This is a genomic window from Microbacterium proteolyticum, assembly GCF_030818075.1.
In the GTDB taxonomy this organism is placed as follows: Bacteria; Actinomycetota; Actinomycetes; order Actinomycetales; family Microbacteriaceae; genus Microbacterium; species Microbacterium proteolyticum_A.
In genome coordinates this window covers 1,026,795-1,044,957 of the sequence record NZ_JAUSZZ010000001.1, presented here as the reverse complement: position 1 = coordinate 1,044,957, position 18,163 = coordinate 1,026,795, and the positions used below count along the sequence as shown (strand labels likewise).

7 protein-coding genes are annotated in these 18,163 nt (G+C 69.8%); 1 reads left to right on the top strand and 6 read right to left on the bottom strand.

Annotated elements, in window-relative coordinates:
* Positions 1–640: 640 nt before the first annotated feature.
* Together QE392_RS04795 and QE392_RS04790 are read right to left on the bottom strand one after the other, a co-directional pair.
* Entirely contained in the window at positions 641–820 is a 180-nt protein-coding gene (locus QE392_RS04795; RefSeq protein ID WP_307448707.1) for a hypothetical protein, read from the bottom strand.
* 316 nt (positions 821–1,136) lie between these two features.
* Entirely contained in the window at positions 1,137–5,474 is a 4,338-nt protein-coding gene (locus tag QE392_RS04790; RefSeq protein WP_307448704.1) for a family 43 glycosylhydrolase, read from the bottom strand.
* 286 nt (positions 5,475–5,760) lie between these two features.
* On the opposite strand from QE392_RS04790, the gene QE392_RS04785 reads away from it, so the two are divergent.
* Positions 5,761–9,900, top strand: coding sequence for a beta-L-arabinofuranosidase domain-containing protein (locus tag QE392_RS04785; protein ID WP_307448701.1), 4,140 nt, complete (start codon positions 5,761–5,763; stop codon positions 9,898–9,900).
* Positions 9,901–10,995: 1,095 nt separating this feature from the next.
* Here QE392_RS04785 and QE392_RS04780 read toward each other — a convergent pair.
* The 4 genes from QE392_RS04780 to QE392_RS04765 form a co-directional block, all read right to left on the bottom strand.
* On the bottom strand, positions 10,996–14,583 hold the full coding sequence (locus QE392_RS04780; RefSeq protein ID WP_307448698.1) for a LamG-like jellyroll fold domain-containing protein: 3,588 nt from the start codon (positions 14,581–14,583) through the stop codon (positions 10,996–10,998).
* Between the two features lie 395 nt (positions 14,584–14,978).
* Positions 14,979–16,358, bottom strand: a complete 1,380-nt coding sequence (locus tag QE392_RS04775; protein ID WP_307448696.1) for a hypothetical protein — start codon at positions 16,356–16,358, stop codon at positions 14,979–14,981.
* Positions 16,339–17,097, bottom strand: a complete 759-nt coding sequence (locus tag QE392_RS04770; RefSeq protein ID WP_307448692.1) for a TIGR03943 family putative permease subunit — start codon at positions 17,095–17,097, stop codon at positions 16,339–16,341. Before QE392_RS04770 ends, QE392_RS04775 begins: the two co-directional genes overlap by 20 nt.
* Positions 17,090–18,130: a permease gene (locus tag QE392_RS04765; RefSeq protein ID WP_307448689.1), complete on the bottom strand. Its 1,041-nt coding sequence runs from the start codon at positions 18,128–18,130 to the stop codon at positions 17,090–17,092. Before QE392_RS04765 ends, QE392_RS04770 begins: the two co-directional genes overlap by 8 nt.
* Between the last annotated feature and the right edge of the window lie 33 nt (positions 18,131–18,163).

Sequence of the window (18,163 nt, the reverse complement as noted above, 5' to 3'; positions counted from 1 at the left end):
CGAAGCTGCGGCTGATCGCCTCGCTCCCGGTGCCCGCCCCTCCCCCAGCCGGAGGGCACCGGGAGCGAGGTCTCCCCCTGATGCATCACGGGGAGAGCACGGAGGGATGCCACTCGACCGTCGCGATCCGCGATGAGAGCCACGATCTCGGGGTGCGGGTTCGGCGGAGGTGCAGGCACGGCGATGTCGAGCGATCCGGACGGGTGACGGATACCACTGACCCCCGCTTGCGGGCGGAGCGGCGTCGAGCGGCCGGCGGGCGCGCATGCCGACCTCGTGCGCAGAACCCGCCATGCAGCCGAGCAGAGCGCAACGGATACCGCTCACCCGCGGGGACGGATCTGCGCGGCGAACGACAGCTCGACGGATGCCTCACACCCCGCGGACAGGGCCGAGCCTCGCCGCGGATCACCAGCTCGACGGATACCGCGGACCCCCCGGGAGGGGAAAGGGGATGCCACGGAAGCGCCGGTGTCGCCGGCGCGGTGCCCCGCGCGCTGTCAGCGCGTCGACGATGACGTGAGGGCGCGGAGGCCTGGCACGAGACGCCCCCCGCCGCGCGCGGCTCGCCCGCGGCGATGTCTGTTCCGTCCTCCGCCGGGCCCGCACATCGATCGACGCGCGCGGGCCCCGACGAGGCTCACTCGAGGATGAAAGCCCGACCGTTGATGAACAACGTGTCGGGTTCGCCGGCGGCGACCTGCAGGACGGCGCTGCTCTCGAGGTCCGTCTGGTCCCAGGCGGCGATGCCCGCGGGAGCGACCGCGGAGGTCACGAGGAGCCCGCGGGCGAGGATGGTGAGGATCTGGCGTCGGGCCATCGGGAGTTCCTTCCGAAGGGCTGTCGACATCGACGAGCCCTGAGCGGGTCCGGTGGTGGGCCGCCGGAGACGGACCACGATGTGTTCACTCTAAGCGCTCATGTTCTCGGTAACAAGAGCTCTCGGCGGGCTCTCAGGGCTCCGCCCCACCGCATCCGGCTCGCGTCGCGCCGGGCGCGGCTTTCGGGAACCACCGCCGAACGCCATCCGGCGCCCTCGCACACCGGGAGGGCACCGGGCGCACGCGAAGTGGGCCCCGGCCGAAGCCGGAGCCCACCCGCTCGCAGTGGTGACCCCGCCGGGGTCGGCCGCCGCGTCAGCCGCAGTTCCGCGCGCTGTAGGGCGACTTCACCTTCGTGGCCCCGCCGCCCGCGTCGGTCGCCTTGACCGTCACCGTTCCCGCCGGCACCGACGACTGGCGAACCGTGAAGCTCTGCGTGGTCGTCTTGCCCGGGGCGACGGAGGCGACCGTCTTGGACCCGAAATCGCTCGTGAGGGCGACCGACACCGGCGCATCGTCACGGTTGGTGACGGCTACGGCGAGGACGACCTTGCCCGACACGCACCGGGTGGACACCGCCGCCGTGATCTCCGGCCCCGGCGAGGGGACCGTCTGCGGCGCGACGCTCTCGAGCGTCGGGACGACCTTCTGCATCAGGCCGTCCGCACCGAAGCGCACCCGGTCGATCGTGGTCTCGCGGTTGGTGCCGTTGCCGTTCGGCATCGCGAACCGGTGGTACGCGATGTACCAGTCGTCCGTACCGGGCACGTTGATGATCGAGCTGTGCGCCGGTCCCTTGATGCCGAGCGACAGGTCCTTCTCGAGGATCACCCCGTGGTACGTCCACGGACCGTTCATGCTGGTCGCGGTCGCGTAGCCCACCCGGTAGTTCTCGGAGCCGGTGTCGTCGATCGAGTACGTGAGGTGGTACAGACCCTTGCGGTAGTTGAAGAACACACCCTCGCGGAAGTCGGTCAGACCGTTGATGCGCTGGTACGTCCCCGGCTTGATCGACTTCATGTCGTCGGACAGCTCCGCCAGGACGGGCGAGCCGTTGCCCCACCCGAGGTACCATTTGCCCGTCACCGGGTCGTGGAACGCCGCCGGGTCGATCGCCTGTCCCGAGGTGACGGCCTCGTTGTTGACGATCATCGCGTTCGGCTCCGCCGTGAACGGCCCCTCGGGGCTGTCGGCGATGGCGACACCGATCGTCTTGCGATCGAAGGTCGGGTTGTGACCACTGAAGTAGAAGTAGTACTTCCCGCCCCGCTCGATGATGGTCGGCGCCCACGCGTTGCCCGTCGCCCACGGCACGTTGCCGTTGGCTCCGTCGAGCGTCAGGAAGGGCTTGTCGGAGCGGGTCCAGTCGACGAGGTTCTTCGACTTCCAGACGTAGAACTCCTTGCCGCCCCACCCGTCGAAGCCGTCGGTCGTCGCGTAGATGTAGTAGGTGTCGCCGAACACCGCGATGTTCGGGTCGGCGTACAGGCCCGGCAGCACGGGGCTGTTGACGACGAGCGCTTCGATCTTCCACTCCGTCTTGGCGCCCGTGGAGGTCGTCACGGTGTAGGTGACGGGCGAGCGCATATCGACCACGGTGCCCGACGCCGGCGACGCCGTGGACCCGGGGACGAGGCTGAAGGTCGGAGCGAGCTTCGACACATCGGTGCCCTTGACCACCGGCAGCTTCACCGTGCGCGCCGCGTTGTCGACGATCGGCGCCATCTTGAGCTTCTCGGGCTGCGTCAGCGAGACGTCGACCAAGTGATCCTCGACGCCCGCGTTCTGCAGGACCTCGGTGCTCGACAGCGCGCGGTTGTACACGCGGATGTTGTCGTACCAGCCCTGGAAGTAGCCGTCTCCGCCGTAGAACGACCGACCCAGGTACCCGGCGAGGTTCGAGCCGAGCTCGCTCACCGTGGCGTTCAGCGCGAGGTTCTCGTCGACCTTCACGCCGTCGATGTACATGCGCATGATGCGGCCGTCGTACACGAGGTCGTATTTGTGCCACTGACCGCTCGAGATGGTGCCCGAGACGTCGGACTCCCCCTGCCACGTCGCCTTCGTGATGGCGTTGCGGGCCTCGTCACCACGGACCCGCAGGAACGAGTAGCGGTCCTGGTTCTGTCCGAAGGTGAAGGTGAAGAAGTTGCCGCTCGTGCGCTCGGACTTCACGTCCATCGACACCGTCATGGTGTTGCGACCGTCGAAGAAGCCGGTCGGGAACGAGGCATAGCCACCCGTGGCTCCGGTCAGGCGCAGGGCGGAGCCCTTCTCGGCATCCGTCGCGATGGATGCCGTGCCGGACGCGGTGAGGTCGGCGTCACCGACGGAGTCGGCGAGGGATCCGTTCTCGAAGGTGTACTCGGCGATCGGGCCCTGCTGCGGCTCCTCGGGATCGGTCGGCGTGACCGGCTGGTCGCCGTAGGCGGCGAGCAGACGCGCCTCCTCCGCCTTGGACAGGCGCAGGACCGACCCGTGACGGAAGGTCTGGTCGAACGAGAACTGGTCGGCACCCGGTCCGCTGCTGAGCTGACGGAATTTCAGGCTCGACAGCGTGTCGGCGATGTGACCGTAGTAGTTGAATTCGTCACCCATGACCGACCAGCGACCGTCGGGCAGCTGGTAGACCGTCAGGCCCTCCATGCGCGTGCGGAGCCCCGCGGCGGCCGCCTGTCCGGGCTCGATCTTGCGGGTCCACGGGCCGTCGAGCGACGGAGCTGTGTCGACGAGCGTGTCCCAGTCGGAGGTCGAGAAGCGGTAGTAGGTGTCGCCCTCCTTGGCGATGGTCGAGTCGATGATGTTGCGACCGCCCTGGCCGTCGCCCTTGGGGTTCATCGTCGTCCAGATCTCGGGCGTGGTGAACGTGACGAAGTCGCGGGTCTTCGTCAGGTACATGCGCAGCGCCCAGTCCGGGGTGTTGTTGTCGGTCTGGTCGCGCGCGGCCCAGTAGACGTAGTACTCACCGGTGGCCTCGTTATAGATGGCCTCGGGCGCCCACACGCAGCCGGCCTTGTCGAAGCCCGCGAAGACGATGCGCTGGTCGCTCCAGTTCACCAGGTCGGTGGACTCCCAGACGACGAGGTTCTGGCTGGCGTTCAGCTGGTCCCAGCCCGAGCCGCCCGCGCCGCCGCCTTCGGCGTGCAGGTCGGTGCCGATGATCCAGTACTTGTCGCCCTCGGGCGAGCGCACGAGGTGCGGGTCGCGGACGCCGAGGTCGCCGCCGAGGTTGGCGAGGATCGACCGGTTGTCGTTGAGCTTCTCCCAGTGCAGACCGTCGGTGCTGTGGCCGTAGAAGATCTTCTCGTAGCCGCCCTCGACGCCGAAGTGCGTCCACAGGTAGCCGGCCGTGTAGTCCTTGTCGAGGCCTACGGGTGCCGCCTTGACGGTCACCTCGATCTGCCGGGTGGCGGAGGTTCCGGATGCCGCTGCCGTCAGCGTCACCTTCGTGTCGGCGGCGCCGCGCGTCACGACGCCCGCGGCCTTGCCACCCGACGCCGAGGTCGTGATGACACCGGCGGGCGAGGCCGACCACGTGAGGGCGGTGCCGTTGACCGATCCCTTCGCGGGGAGCGTGATGTTGCCGCGCACGTCACTCGCGTTGGGGATGCTGATCGCGTCGAGATCGGCCTTGGCCAGTTCTGCGCTTCCCGGCAGGGGCGCGACGGTGACCGCGAAGGTCTTGGTCTCGGTGGCCGCGTTGCGAGTCAGCTTCGCCGTGAGGGTCGCGGTGGCCGCGGGCTGACCGGCAGCCGGACGCGTGACCTTGCCGGTCGCGCTCACGACGCCGGCGTTGCTCGTCGACCAGGCGATGGCCGAGCCGTTGACGCCGGTGGCGGGCAGGGCGAGGTCGGCGGTGACGGCGCTCAGGTCGCCGAGCGAGAGGGCCGCGGCATCCCGCTGCAGCCGCGTGGCGTCGGTCGGGACGAGGGCGGCCACCTCGGATGCCGAGAGGGCGGCGTTGTAGACGCGGAAGTCGCGCACGCTGCCCGCGAGGCGTCGGTCGGCGTCGTACACGGAACGGCCGATGTAGTTCGCCGTCGTCACCCCGCCTCCGATCGCGCTCGGCTTGGTGGTCACTCCGGTGGCCATGCCCACCTGCGTGCCGTCGAGATAGATGCGCGCGGTGTCGGTGGCGTCGTCGAGCGTGTACGTGATGGTCTTCCACACGTCTCGCTGCAGGTCGGCGTTGCTGTTGGCGGTCTGCTCCGTCTGCCAGTTGCCCGTGGCGATGGACGTCCGGTACGAGTTGCCCGTCGAGAAGAGGTAGCCGTTTCCGGCCCCGCCCGCGGTGTTGCCGAGGCCGTAGATGAAGTACGGCGTGCCCTGGTTGCCGCGGATCAGCACGTCGGTGCTGATGGTGATCGAGTCGAGCCCGGCGAGCAGGTTGTCGGGCAGGTCGACGTAGTCGTCGGTGCCGTCGAGGCGCACGCCCTCACCGCCTGTGAGGGTCGCCCCCTGCATGTAGGCGGCGTTGCGCCCCTTGCCGGAGACGTCGACGGCGACGGTGCCGCTCGTCTCCGTCAGCGGGTAGGAGGCGACAAGCCGGTCGTCGGCCGCGGCAGCGGGCTGCGCGGCGACGAGTGCGCCGGTCAGCGCGAGCGTGAGTGTCGTGACGCCCGCGAGCGCGCGACGGAAAAGGGTCTGCTCCATTGCGATCCTTCCAACCACCATTGGTCGAGGTCATGTCCGTGTTCCGACATGTTATCGCTCACAAGGAAGGGCGGCAAGGTGTGGTCGTCGGACGGCGCCCTCGCACGGCCTGCACCGCCCGCCATAAGGGGCGACGGGTGACCGAAGGGAATTTTTCCCCCACACGAATCGTGTTACCACTAACATTGCGCATGTCGGCCGCCGCCCGCCCGTCGGGTCCCTGCGTTCCGCGGTCCCGACTCGATGATCACGACCGTTTCTGCAGAGCCGCAGAGAGGAAACACTGATGTTCCCCATTCGAAAAGCGGTGGCGCTCAGCGCGACCGCGATGATGATCGCCAGCGGATTGGCGGTGATCTCCCCCACCGCCGCCTCGGCAGCAACCCTCGACTCGGCCAAGGTCCTCGACCTCCGCTTCGACGGCAATCTCACCGACGGCGGTCCCCACAAGATCGCGACGTCCATGTTGAGAGGGCAGGACACCTACACCACCGGCATCCACGACCAGGCGCTGAACCTGCGTGGTACCGACGCGGTCGGCCTCGGAACGAGCGCCGCGCTGCAGCCCGAGAAGCTGACCTTGTCGTTCTGGTTCAAGCCCGCACAGTCGATGGGCACGGGTGAGCAGGTCTTCACCTGGAACAAGGGCGTCTACAACTCGGCGGGCTGGTACCTGAGCTCCGAGAACGGCAACACGCCGCTCGCGCTGTCCATCGGCCCCGGCGCGGATCAGCCCTACAAGGTCGCGGTCAACGGTTCGCGTGACGCGTTCTTCCCGGCGGGCCAGTGGACGCACGTCGTGGTCACCTACGACCCGGCGACCAAGGCCGTCATCTTCTACCGCAACGGCGAGCAGCAGGTGTCCTCCGTCGCCAACGCCATCGGCGGAGGCGCCACCGGTGTGCTGACGTCCGAGAGCACCACGACCAAGTCCATCGGCTTCAACGGCCCCCAGTACAACGGCTCCTACGTCCGCGGCGCGCTCGACGACTACACCCTCTACAACGCCGTCGCCTCGGCATCCGATGTCGTCGCTCTCACCAAGGCGAACAACCCGTCCTTCGACCCGGCCGACGTCGCGCAGCGCGGTCTCGACCAGCTGTCCGTGCCGGCGAGCGCGTCGACCAGCTTCGGCCTCACCACCTCCGCCTCCAACGGCACGGCCTTCACCTGGACCTCCTCCGCGCCGAGCGTGATCTCGGTCGACGGCGGCCAGGCGAGCGTGACCCGGCCGAAGGACGCTGACGCCACCGTCACCCTCACCGCGTCGGCGACCTACGCCGGCAGCACGCCGCGGACCAAGACCTTCCAGGTCTCGGTGCCGAAGGAGGGTGTCGCCACCTCGATCTACGTCGACGACACCGACCTCAACGAGGTGCTCGTCACCGACCCGTATCTGCAGAACAGCAACGCCAAGATGGTCGACTGGCTGCTCACCCTCGACCCGAAGCGCTTCCTGTACTCGTTCGATCAGCTGGCGGGCATCCCCACGACCGCGCAGCCGTACGGCGGGTGGGAGCGCACCACCGGTGCACGCTTCCAGGGTCACTTCTTCGGCCACTTCGTGTCGGCGCTGTCGCAGGCGTACGCGACCGAGACCGACGAGGGTCGCAAGGCCCAGCTGCTGGCCAAGCTGACCACCGCGGTCGACGGCCTCGCCGCCGCCCAGGCCGCGTACGCGCAGAAGGACCCGTCCAACAGCGGATACGTCGCCCCCTTCCCGGTGTCGTACCTGCCGCACGGCGCCGACGGACTGATCGTGCCCTTCTACAACCTCCACAAGGTGCTCGCGGGGCTGCTCAAGGCTCACCAGTACGCACCGAAGGACGTGGCCGACAAGGCCCTCTCGGTCGCGAGCGGCTTCGGTTCGTGGCTGAATGTGTGGGGCTCGCGCCAGGCCAACCCGAGCGCGCTGCTCAGCACCGAGTACGGCGGCATGAACGAGGCGCTGTACGAGCTGTACAGCATCACCGAGAACGACCAGCACAAGAAGGCGGCCGAGCTCTTCGACGAGGTCTCGCTGTTCCAGCAGCTCGCCGCGAACCAGGACGTCCTGGCCGGCAAGCACGCCAACACCACCATCCCGAAGCTGGTGGGCGCCCTCAAGCGCTACACCGTCCTCACCGACAACCCGACGCTCTACGCCCGTCTGACGGATGCCGAGAAGTCCAACCTCGACATGTACCGTCGGGCGGCCGAGAACTTCTGGCAGATGGTGGTGAACGACCACTCCTACATCGGCGGCGGCAACAGCTACTCGGAGCACTTCCAGCAGCCCGGCACCCTGCACGAGTTCGCCACCAACGGCATCACCACCGGCTACGGCGAGCAGTCCACGGTCGAGGGATGCAACGAGTACAACATGCTCAAGCTCACGCACGGCCTGTTCCGTGTGAGCCCTGACGTGAAGTACGCCGACTGGTACGAGAACACCTACATCAACACGATCCTCGCGTCGCAGAACCCCGAGACGGGCATGATGACGTACTTCCAGCCGCAGACCGCCGGGTACGCCAAGGTCTTCGGTCGGAAAGAGGACGAGTTCTGGTGCGATCACGGCACGGCGACCGAGAGCTTCACCAAGCTCGGCGACTCGATCTACTTCCGCAAGGGGCAGTCGGTTTACGTGAACATGTTCCGCTCGACGGAGTTCTCGTCCGCGCCGCAGAACCTGAAGCTGACGCAGACGGCGGACATCCCGAATACCGACACGGCCACCTTCACGGTCGCCGCCCTCGACGGGGGAACGTTGGCGGAGGGCACCACCCTGCGCCTGCGCGTGCCGTCGTGGTCTCCGAACCCGACCCTGACGGTGAACGGCCAGACGCGTGACGTCGCCGCCGCCACCGACAAGGGCTACGTGGTGATCCCCGTCGCCGCCGGCGACACGATCGCGTACAAGCTCCCCGCCACGGTGCAGGTCGAGGCCGGCACGGAAGACCCCAACTGGGTCGCGTTCCGCTACGGCCCCGTCGTGCTGTCGACGGAGCTCAACCGGGCGAACGTCGAGGCGACCACGCCCGCGGGCATCCTCGTGCGCATGAGCGCCGCCGACAAGTCGGTCATCAACAGCGTGCGCGTCGGCGACGTCGAGGGCTTCAAGAAGGACATCGAGAAGAACCTCGTCCGTCAGGCGAACGGTGCGGACAACAACGGCCGTACCGTCATGAAATTCACGCTGCAGAACGTCGACACCGCCTCCGCGGCGCTCACCTTCGAGCCGTACTACAGCATGTACAACGCCCGCTACGCGATCTACATGAACCTCATCCAGCCCGATTCGGCCGCCGCGCAGGCGCTGATCAAGAGCGAGAAGGAGAAGCTCCGCGTCGACGAGACGACGACGGACGCCCTCACCTCGTTCGACAACAACAACAGCGAGGCGGGGAAGAACTACAAGTTCAACCGCTCGTCGGTGGGGACGTGGCTCGGGCAGCAGTACCGCGACGGCGAGATGTCGGCCGAGGCGTTCTTCCAGTACGACATGGCCGTCGACCCGTCGGCGCCGAAGAACTACCTCGGTGTGCGGTACTTCGGCGGCGACAACGGCCGGACGTTCGACGTCTACATCAACGACGTCAAGCTGAAGTCGGAGCGCGTCACCAATGCCAACGGAGCGAACTCGTTCTACATCCAGTACGACGAGATCCCGGCGTCGGCGCTGGCCGACATCGCCGCCAAGGACCGCTACAAGCGCGATCAGGCCGGCAACTACGTGCTCGACGAGAAGGGGAACAAGATCCCCATCGTGACGGTGCGCTTCCAGGGCACCGGCGCCAGCTACGTGGGCGGGGTGTACGGGGTCTACACGACCACGTCCACGACGTACGCGACCGACGCCGACCTGAACGCCCTCACGTTCGACGGCGGCACGATCAGCCCCCAGCTGACCGACGGAACGTACGGCTACACCGTGACGGTTCCGCGCGATGCGACCACGGCGACGTTCGACGCCGACCCGGCCACACCCAGCGGCCTGGTCTACGTCGGCGACATCCTGATCGACGACACGCAGAAGCGCACCGTCGCTCTGAACGCCGACGGCTCGCCGACGACGCTGACGCTGCGCGCACTGGCGCAGGATCACACCACGGCCAAGACGTACAGCATCCAGATCGTGCGGGCCGCGGCCTCCGCGATCAAGACGGAGTTCTCGGCGGCGACGCGGTGCGTCTCGGGCAAGGTGACCCTGACCACCACGGTCAAGAACACCAGCACGGTCCCGGTGTCGGTCGAGGTGACCACCGCCTTCGGCAAGAAGAGCGTCACGAGCCTGGCTCCGGGCAAGAGCGCCAGCCAGGCGTTCACGACCCGACAGACGTCGATCCCCGCGGGCGAGGCGTCGGTCACCGCCACCGGTCAGGTCGACGGCGCCCCGTCGACGGCGACGCAGAAGGCGGGGTACAGCGCCCGCAGCTGCGGCTGACATGTCGTCACCGGGCGGCTGACGCGTGAGGCGCAGCCGCCCGGCACCCACCCCCGGGGACGCCCCGGGTCACCCTCGACCGGTGACCCGGGGCGTTCTGTCGTGCTGGGACGGCGCGCCCGCCCGGCACGGCCAGAGGCGCACCGTCGTCCGACGATCGACTCCCCCGTGGACGACATCCGAACGGCAGGAGAACTCGTGCCGGCGGCATTCCCGGACCGCGTGCGTCACCCCCCCCCCCCCCCCCCCCCCCCCCCCCGCTCCCCGGCGCTGACTTCGGCCAAATGCACGCGCGCACCCACCCCACGCGTACACACGACGCAAGCCACCGCCGCACGCCTCAAGCCCGCTGACTTCGGCCATATGCACACGCACACCCACCCCACGCGTACACATGGCGCAAGTCACAGCCGCACGCCAGCGCCCACACCCCACCCCCGCTGACTTCGGCCATATGCACACGCGCACCCACCCCGCGCGTACACATGGCGCAAGTCACCGCTGCGCGCTAGCGCCCACGCTCAACGCCCGCTGACTTCGGCCAAATGCACGCGCACACCCACCCCGCGCGTACACACGGCGCAAGCCACGCCGCACGCCAGCACCCACACCCCACCCCCCGCTGACTTCGGCCAAATGCACGCCCACACCCACCCCGCGCGTACATACGGCGCAAGTCACGACAAGACCCAGCACCCACGCCCCACGCCCCCACCGCTGACTTCGCCCAAATGCACGCCCACACCCACCCCGCGCGTACATACGGCGCAAGTCACGACAAGACCCAGCACCCACGCCCCACGCCCCCACCGCTGACTTCGCCCAAATGCACACGCACACCCACCCCGCGCGTACACACGGCGCAAGTCACCGCAGGACGCGAGCACCCACGCCCCGCGGGAGGGCACCCGTCAGTGCGACACCGGAGGGGACGGACGGATGCCGCACCCGAGGACGCAGAGGCGCCCGGTGCGGATCGGCGCGGGCCGTCCCCGCCTGCGCACCGTCCTCGGGCACAACGCAGTGATCTCCGCCCCGCGTCCGTGGACGGGGGCGGAGATCACTGCTGTCGAGAGTCCGGGTCCTCTCAGGCGCTCACGAGCAGCTCCGGGCCGCGTAGGCGGTGCTGGTCTGCGTCGACACGGGCTTCCCATCGACCGTCGCCGTCGCCGTGACCCCCACCGAGCCCGCCGGGACGGACGCGGCGCGGGTGGTGAACGTCGTCGACGCGGTGGCGCCGGGGGCGACGGAACGCATCGACTTGGTGCCCCAGGTCGTGGTGAGCGCGACGTCGACGGCGTAGGCGCTCGTGTTCTTCACCGTCGTCACGAGCGTGACCTTGCCCGCGACGCAGCGCGTGCTCGCCGTCGACGCCACCGTGACCGGAGCGGTCACAGTGACCGTCGTCGAGACGGTGCGCAGTGACGGCTGCACCTCCTCGTCACGGGTCATGTCGAAGATCGGTCGATCGCCGGCTGCGTAGTGGATGCGGGTGATGCGGGTGTCGCGCCCGTTCCCCCCGACACCGTCGCCCCACGTGTGGTAGACGTACAGGTCGTTGCCGTCCTCGTCGGTCGTGACCGCGCCGTGGCCCGGGCCCTGTTCGTAGGTGCGGTAGTCCCAGACGCCCGCCGGCATCGCCTCGCTCTTGAGCAGGGGCATGTCGTACTTGTGCCAGCTGTTGATGTCGGTCAGGTCGCTGGACTCGTCGGCCCAGGCACCGCCGACGATGTACTTCGGGCTGACCCCGTCGCTCGAGTAGACGAGCGTGATCCGCCCGTTGCGCTGGATGGCGAAGGCACCTTCGGCCAGACGTTCCTCGAACGACAGGCTGGGGACGATGATGGGCACGGGGGTGCCGATGACGCGGGTCGGGTTGCTCGGGTCGACCTTCGCGATCCACGTGGCCGGGTCGCTGAGCGGCGCACCCTCGGGGGTGTACCGCTGCGACCACGCGTAGTACGCGGTGCCGCCCGACTCGAAATACGTCATGTCGAGGCTGATATTGCGCCCGAACTCCGCGCGGCCCAGCGGTGAGCCGTCGGACTTCAGGACGGCAGCCGGCTTCGACCAGTCGGCGGGGTTGCCCGGGTCGCCGCCGTCACGCAGCTGCATGATGTGCGCCTGGACCGTGTACCACTGCCCGCCCTCGTTCGACTGCGAGTTGGACGGGTTGAAGCACGGCGCGAACAGGATCGAGAGCTTGCCGCCGATCTCGTGGATCTCCGGGGCCCAGTAGCATCCGGCGATCACCCGGCCGTCGGTGGTGCGGTCACCGCGGGTGTAGCGATTGAGCAGGTCCACCTCGCGGTCGCGTCCGCCGTTGTCGTCGGCGAGCTGATCGATCGTGTCGGCGACGCGGATCGGCAGGTGCGCGGATGCGATGTTGTTGTTGTTGGTGTCATCGGTGGCGATGAACAGGTACCGCGTCTTGCCGTCGCGCTCGTACCGGTAGATCGTCGGGTCGGCGCGGTTGTACGCGAAGGGCTCCGCGTACTGACGCTGGCGCACGGTCCCGGACAGGGTGTAGGTGCCGGGTCCGGCCGTGGCGAGACGGTCGAGTTGCTCCTTGTTCCAGTCGATGCCGAGCTGTCCCGTCGAGCCGTCGGAGTAGGCGAGTTTCGCCTTCGTCTTGGCGAGGGATGCCGTGTCACCCGACGTGATGGTCTGCGGGTCGACGGTCACCCCCGTGTTGACCACTCGGCCGAGCCGGTCGGTCAGCGCCTTCGCGGTCGCGGCGGACACGGCCAGGGTGCCGGCGGGCCGGGCATCGGCCACCCGACCGGCGAAGCCGGAGAGGTCGGGGGCGGCCACCGTCAGTGCACCGCCCGCGCGCAGGTCGCCTCGGTTGCCGTCGGTCACGATCCAGGGACGCTTGCCGCCGTCTTCGGGCCAGAACGGCGCGGTGCGCAGTTCGGTGAGGGCGAGGTCGGTGACGGTCGTCGACTTGGTCGCGCCGGCGGCATCCGTCCACGACACAAGGTAGCGCTTCTCGGCGGAGTCGTAGACGGCGCGGGGGGCGATGACGCCGCCGGTCGTGCCCAGGTCGATCAGGCCGAGCTCGTCGAAGTCGGTCGCGCCGGCGTCGCGCGCCTTGAAGACGAGGGCGCTCGAGGATTCGGTGCCGTCCGCTGCTCCCCACTGCAGCACGCGCGTCGCGATGACGCCGATCGTGCCGTCGGCGAAGGTGAACAGCGACGGGTTCGAGATCCCGCGGTGGTCGATACGGTCGACCGCGAAGAACTCGCCCTCGGCGAAGACCACGCCGCCGTTCTTGTACAGCGGCGCCGCGTCGTTCACGGAGGTGCCCAGCGCCAGGTGGAGGCTGTGCGCCACGGAGTCGTGATTGGCGTCGTGCTCACCGGTGGCGTTGCGGGTGTACGAGACCAGCTGGCGGCCGGTCGATGCGCTCAGCACGGTCACCGAGAACGTCTTCTCGACGGTGCTCGCGCCGACGGAGATTCGCGCCGTGATCTGACGGACCTGGTCGGATGCCGTGGAGTTGGTGAGCTCCCGGGAGCCGAGGGTCGCGCCGTCCGCGCTCCACTGGATGTCGTAGCCGCTCACCTCGGGGAGGCTCGTACCGGATGCCACGACGGGCGGCACCACGAGAGCGGTGCGGATGCGCTCGGCGGCGTCGGCGTCGCTGTCGGCGCGCACGGTGAGGGTGGCGGTCGCGCCGGTGGCCGTGACACCCGCGAAGGCGGCGGTGGGGGTCAGGGTGACGGTGGCGTCCGGAGAACCCGCTGCGGGCCGCGTGACTCTGCCGTTCGCGTCGATCACCGCCGGGTTGCTGCTGGCCCACGTGAGCGTCGATCCCCCGGCTCCGGAGGTGGGCAGGGCGATGTCGGTGGTGACGGTGCCCGAGACCGGCGGACGCGCGGCGTCGGCGTCTGCGCGGGCGATGGCGGCCGCTGCGGGCGCGGCGTCCTCCTTCACCTGCGCGGCGGTCAACGCCTGGTCGTACACGTGCACGTCATCGAGCGCGCCGATGAAGAACGGGTCGGGGCCGTAGAACGACTTGCCGAGCAGACCCGAGAACGTCGAGGTGCCCACGGTCGCGGCGCCGGTCGCGCCGGTCGGGGTGGTCTGGGCCAGTTCGCCGTCGACGTACGTCGAGACGCTGACGCCGCTGCGCAGGACGACGGCGACGTGCGACCACCGGCCGACCGCCGCGGGGGCGTCGTCGGAGGCGCGCTGCTCGCTGCCGGCCTTGACGGCTCCGATCAGCCGCCCGCCGCATTCCGGGGTGGTGAAGAGGTAGCGGTCGGACGACTGGCCGAGCGTGTACGCCCAGGCGCAGCTCTGGTTGCCCTCCCACCGCATCCAGGCCGACATGGTCACGTCCGTGGTGGCGTTCGTCGTGAGACCCGGGGCGATCTCGACGAAGGCCGCGTTCGACCCGGCGGCCCCGCCGGGCAGACGCAGCGCCTTGTCGCCGCCGCCGCGCGGGCCGGCGACGACGGTCGCGCCCGTTCCGCGCACCGTTCCGGCGTGCGCACCGGCTCCGTCGCTGACGGTGCTGCCGGCCGCGACGCCGGCACCGACGGCGGCCGACGCCGAGAAGTCGTAGGACAGGATCGGGCTCGGGACCGCGGCGACGGCGGGGGCGGCGCTCGTGGTGAGCACCCCCGTCGTCAGCGTCGCGGCCACCAGGAGCGCGAGGGGACGTTGCAATCTCACGATCGGCTTCTTTCCGTGCAGGGGCATTCGGGGCGGGAGAGGGACGACGACCGAAGCGGGATACGCCTCCCCGGCGCGCGACGACCGCGCGGCACGGAGGAGGTCGACTCCCCACGCCGCGAGGGCGTGCAGGATCGTCGTGGTGAATCGGCGCCGAGCAGTGGATCGACGGATGCCGGAACGAGATCGAGGGCATCGTTCACCGTGTGCGAGAGCACGCTGTGCGTCGTCATCGACGCCCCCTTTCCGGTTCGTCGTCGAACCCGGCCACCCCGGCACGAGGCCGGGGAAGTGAACGGTGGTGGACCCACGCTAGCGAAGAATGTGTGCGCTAACAAGTACGGATCGGCCGCGAAACGACAGGGAACGGCCGCACGTGCGTACGTCCGGACGGCTCAGGCGCACCAGTTCGGGCGCGTCCCCCGCACGTCGGCGACCACGTCGCCCGACGACACGTCCACCACACGGGAGGTCCTCCCGAGCCACTCGGCGCGGGTCGGGTAGTCGTCGATGCCGGCGGCGGAGGGCACCAGGCCGACGGACGCGTAGCGGCCGCTCGGAGACACGCACACCTCGTCGATCCGCTCTCCGGGGTCGGAGCGGAAGACCTCGGCATCCGGCTGCGAGGCGGTCCGGCGCACGACGTCCGTCGCGGTCCACGCCATGGAGGACGATGCGGAGAGGAACACCGTCCCCGCGGAGACCTCGTCGACCGCCCCGCCGACTATTTCGGTGAGAGCGCCGTTCGTCAGGTCGAGGACGGCGGGGCCGGTGGCGCCGTCGACGACGAGCGAGGTCGAGGCGGGCAGCACCGCGCGCAACGACCCGACCTCGCCGAGCAGACGCGGGGGCGCCGCGCCGGTGGCATCCACCAGGATGAGCGACCCGACGGGCGTCTGTGCGACGAGGTAGGACGTGCCGGGGATGAAGACCCACAGGTCGGCCTGCAGAGGACGATCCTCGAGGTCGAGCGCGGCGCGCGCGCCGGCGTCGGGGTCGGCGGGATCGACGAGGAAGAGCGTGCTGATGTACTGCTGCGCGTCATCGCCCGTGCCCGTGAAGACGTATCCCGCGCGGCGGGCGTCGCCGGAGGCGCGGAGCAGACCGATCGTGCCGTCGCCGGGGAGGGGCAGCGCGACGGGCTCCTCCCCCGGCTCCGCCCGGGTGAGGTCGGCCCGTCCGTCGGGGTCGAGCACGGCGGCGACCACGCCGACGCCGTCGTCGGCGTACTCCTGGATGCGGGGCGCCGAGAAGACGACCTCGTCCGTGGCGGTCGAGAGGTCGTGTCGGACGATCCGATCGTCGGCACCGTCCGGACGATCGAAGGCGCCCCCTCGCTCGAGGGTGGTCACGGTCAACGGCGGCGTCGTGAAGTCGAACGCGGCCTCCGCCGTCGCCCCGGTCGCCCGCCCCGTCAGAGACGGGATGCGCACCCGGTAGTCACGGGCGTGGTCGATCGTGCCGGTGAAACGCAGGCGGATCGTGGACCCGGCCACCTCGACCTCGACCGGCGCCGCGGGCTCGACCCGCACCCCGTCGCCGGAGCGCGGATCGAGGGGCTGATCGGCGCGGAACACGAGCGTCACTCCCGCCTGCTGCACGGCGAGCGCGGTGTCGCCGTCGACGCCGCGGATGCGCGGTCCCCGCTCGAGTGCACCCGCGCCCAGCGCGGTACTGGCCGCGGCGAGGCAGGTCACCACGGCGACGGCGGCGACGACCCACCGGCGCGACGCCCGCGGGCGGGCGGCATCCCCCTCAGGAGAGATACGGATCATCGGGCTCCTCCACGGCGTCCACGGTGCCGGGGCGCAGGCGGGTCGCGCCGGCATCGTCGGTGAATGTCCCGGTGAGACGCACCCAGTCGCCCGAGCCCAGATCGCTCGGCAGGTCGGCGGCGACGACGGGGACGGCGAACAACTGCGCGTCGACCGTGCAGCAGGTGACGGCGTAGCGGCCGACGCGGACGGCGCCGTCGTCGTCGACGAGCAGGAACCCCGTGACGTCGGCCTGCTGCCCGACGAGGTCGTCGGCCGTGGCCCCGCTGCCGAGGATGCTCGCCCAGTCGCGCACCGAGAAGCGGGTGGGGTCGCTGCCGATCAGCGAGGGGCGGGGGACGTCGCCGGCCCCGTCCGCCGCGCTCTCCAGCGACAGCGCCCGCTCCGCGCTCAGGGTCGTGGGAGGCGCGGCCAGCAGCGCCAGCGCGGAGACGACGATGAGCACGCCGGTCGCGCCGATCGACAGCATCCGCAGCGGCCGACGTCGCGGCGCGTGGTCGTGGTCGTGGTCGTGGTCGTGGTCGTGGTCGTGGTCATGCTCCGACCCCCGGCCGGTGGCGGTCACCCAGACGGCCACCGCGAACAGGGCCGCTCCGATGATGCTCAACACCACGGTGAAGACGACATAGCGGGGGTGAATGTACAGGGTGAGGTCGCCGGCGGCGGCCAGCAGGAGCGTGGCGACGAGGCCGATGCCGCACAGGGCGAGACCCGCCCAGCGGGAGACGAGGTCAGACAACGAGGTTCACCACCAGACCGAGGGTCAGCGCGCCCAGCGCGATGAGGAGGGTGATCCCGGCGAGCGTGCGCAGGCGGAACGTCGTCGACAGCATCACGAGCATCTTCACGTCGATCATCGGCCCGAGCACGAGGAACGCCACGAGCGCCCCCGGCGAGAACGTCGACGCCAGCGACAGCGCGAAGAACGCGTCGACGTTCGAACAGATCGCGATCACGAACGCCAGCACCATGAGCGCCAGGATGCCGAGCACGGGGTGCCCGCCGATCCCGGTCAGCGTGTCGCGCGAGACGGCGACCTGGATGACGCCGGCGATCGCCGCACCGAGGAAGAGCGCCGGCAGCATGGCGGAGACCTCGTCGCGGAACATCACCGCCGCGCGCCGCAGCGTCGCCGGCTGCCGTTCGGAGGACGACGCCGACGCGCACACCGCGGCCCACTGCGGAGTGAGCAGGCGCTCCGGGGCGGGGTGCAGGCTCACGAGCCAGCCCACGAGATTGGCGAGCACGAAACCACCCACCAGGCGGGAGATCAGGATGCCGTCGTTCCAGCCGAACGCCTGATAGGTCGTGACGAGGGTGACGGGGTTGAGGATGGGGGCCGCGAGCAGGAAGGTCACGGAGTCGGCGACGGAGAACCCGCGCATCATCAGCCCGCGCGCCAGCGGGACGTTTCCGCACTCGCACACCGGCAGCACGACCCCCAGCAGTGACAGGACGGCCCGTCGGAGCACGCCCCTGCGCGGGATCACGGCATCCAGGACACGCGAAGGGACCCACAGCTGCACCGCGATCGAGATCGAGATGCCGAGGAAGACGAAGGGCAGCGACTCGATGACGACGCTCGCGGCGAGCGTGATGCCGTCGGAGAGGGCGCTCGGCAGGGAGGCGTCGACGTCGATCGTCACCCACCGCACGACGACGGCCATCACGACGAGCGACGCCGCGACGATCAGCGCCCGCCGCGGTCCGATGGCGGGCACGGGGGCCGCGGGCGGAGGCGGCGCCGGGGGCCGGGTGCGCGTGGAGGGCATGCTCTTGGTCCATCAGGGGCCGTCGCCGCGGCG

Excerpts from the sequence above, each read along its gene's own strand:
- QE392_RS04795 (WP_307448707.1), bottom strand. The coding sequence starts at position 820 with ATGGCCCGACGCCAGATCCTCACCATCCTCGCCCGCGGGCTCCTCGTG.
- QE392_RS04790 (WP_307448704.1), bottom strand. The coding sequence starts at position 5,474 with ATGGAGCAGACCCTTTTCCGTCGCGCGCTCGCGGGCGTCACGACACTC.
- QE392_RS04785 (WP_307448701.1), top strand. The coding sequence starts at position 5,761 with ATGTTCCCCATTCGAAAAGCGGTGGCGCTCAGCGCGACCGCGATGATG.
- QE392_RS04775 (WP_307448696.1), bottom strand. The coding sequence starts at position 16,358 with ATGATCCGTATCTCTCCTGAGGGGGATGCCGCCCGCCCGCGGGCGTCG.
- QE392_RS04765 (WP_307448689.1), bottom strand. The coding sequence starts at position 18,130 with ATGCCCTCCACGCGCACCCGGCCCCCGGCGCCGCCTCCGCCCGCGGCC.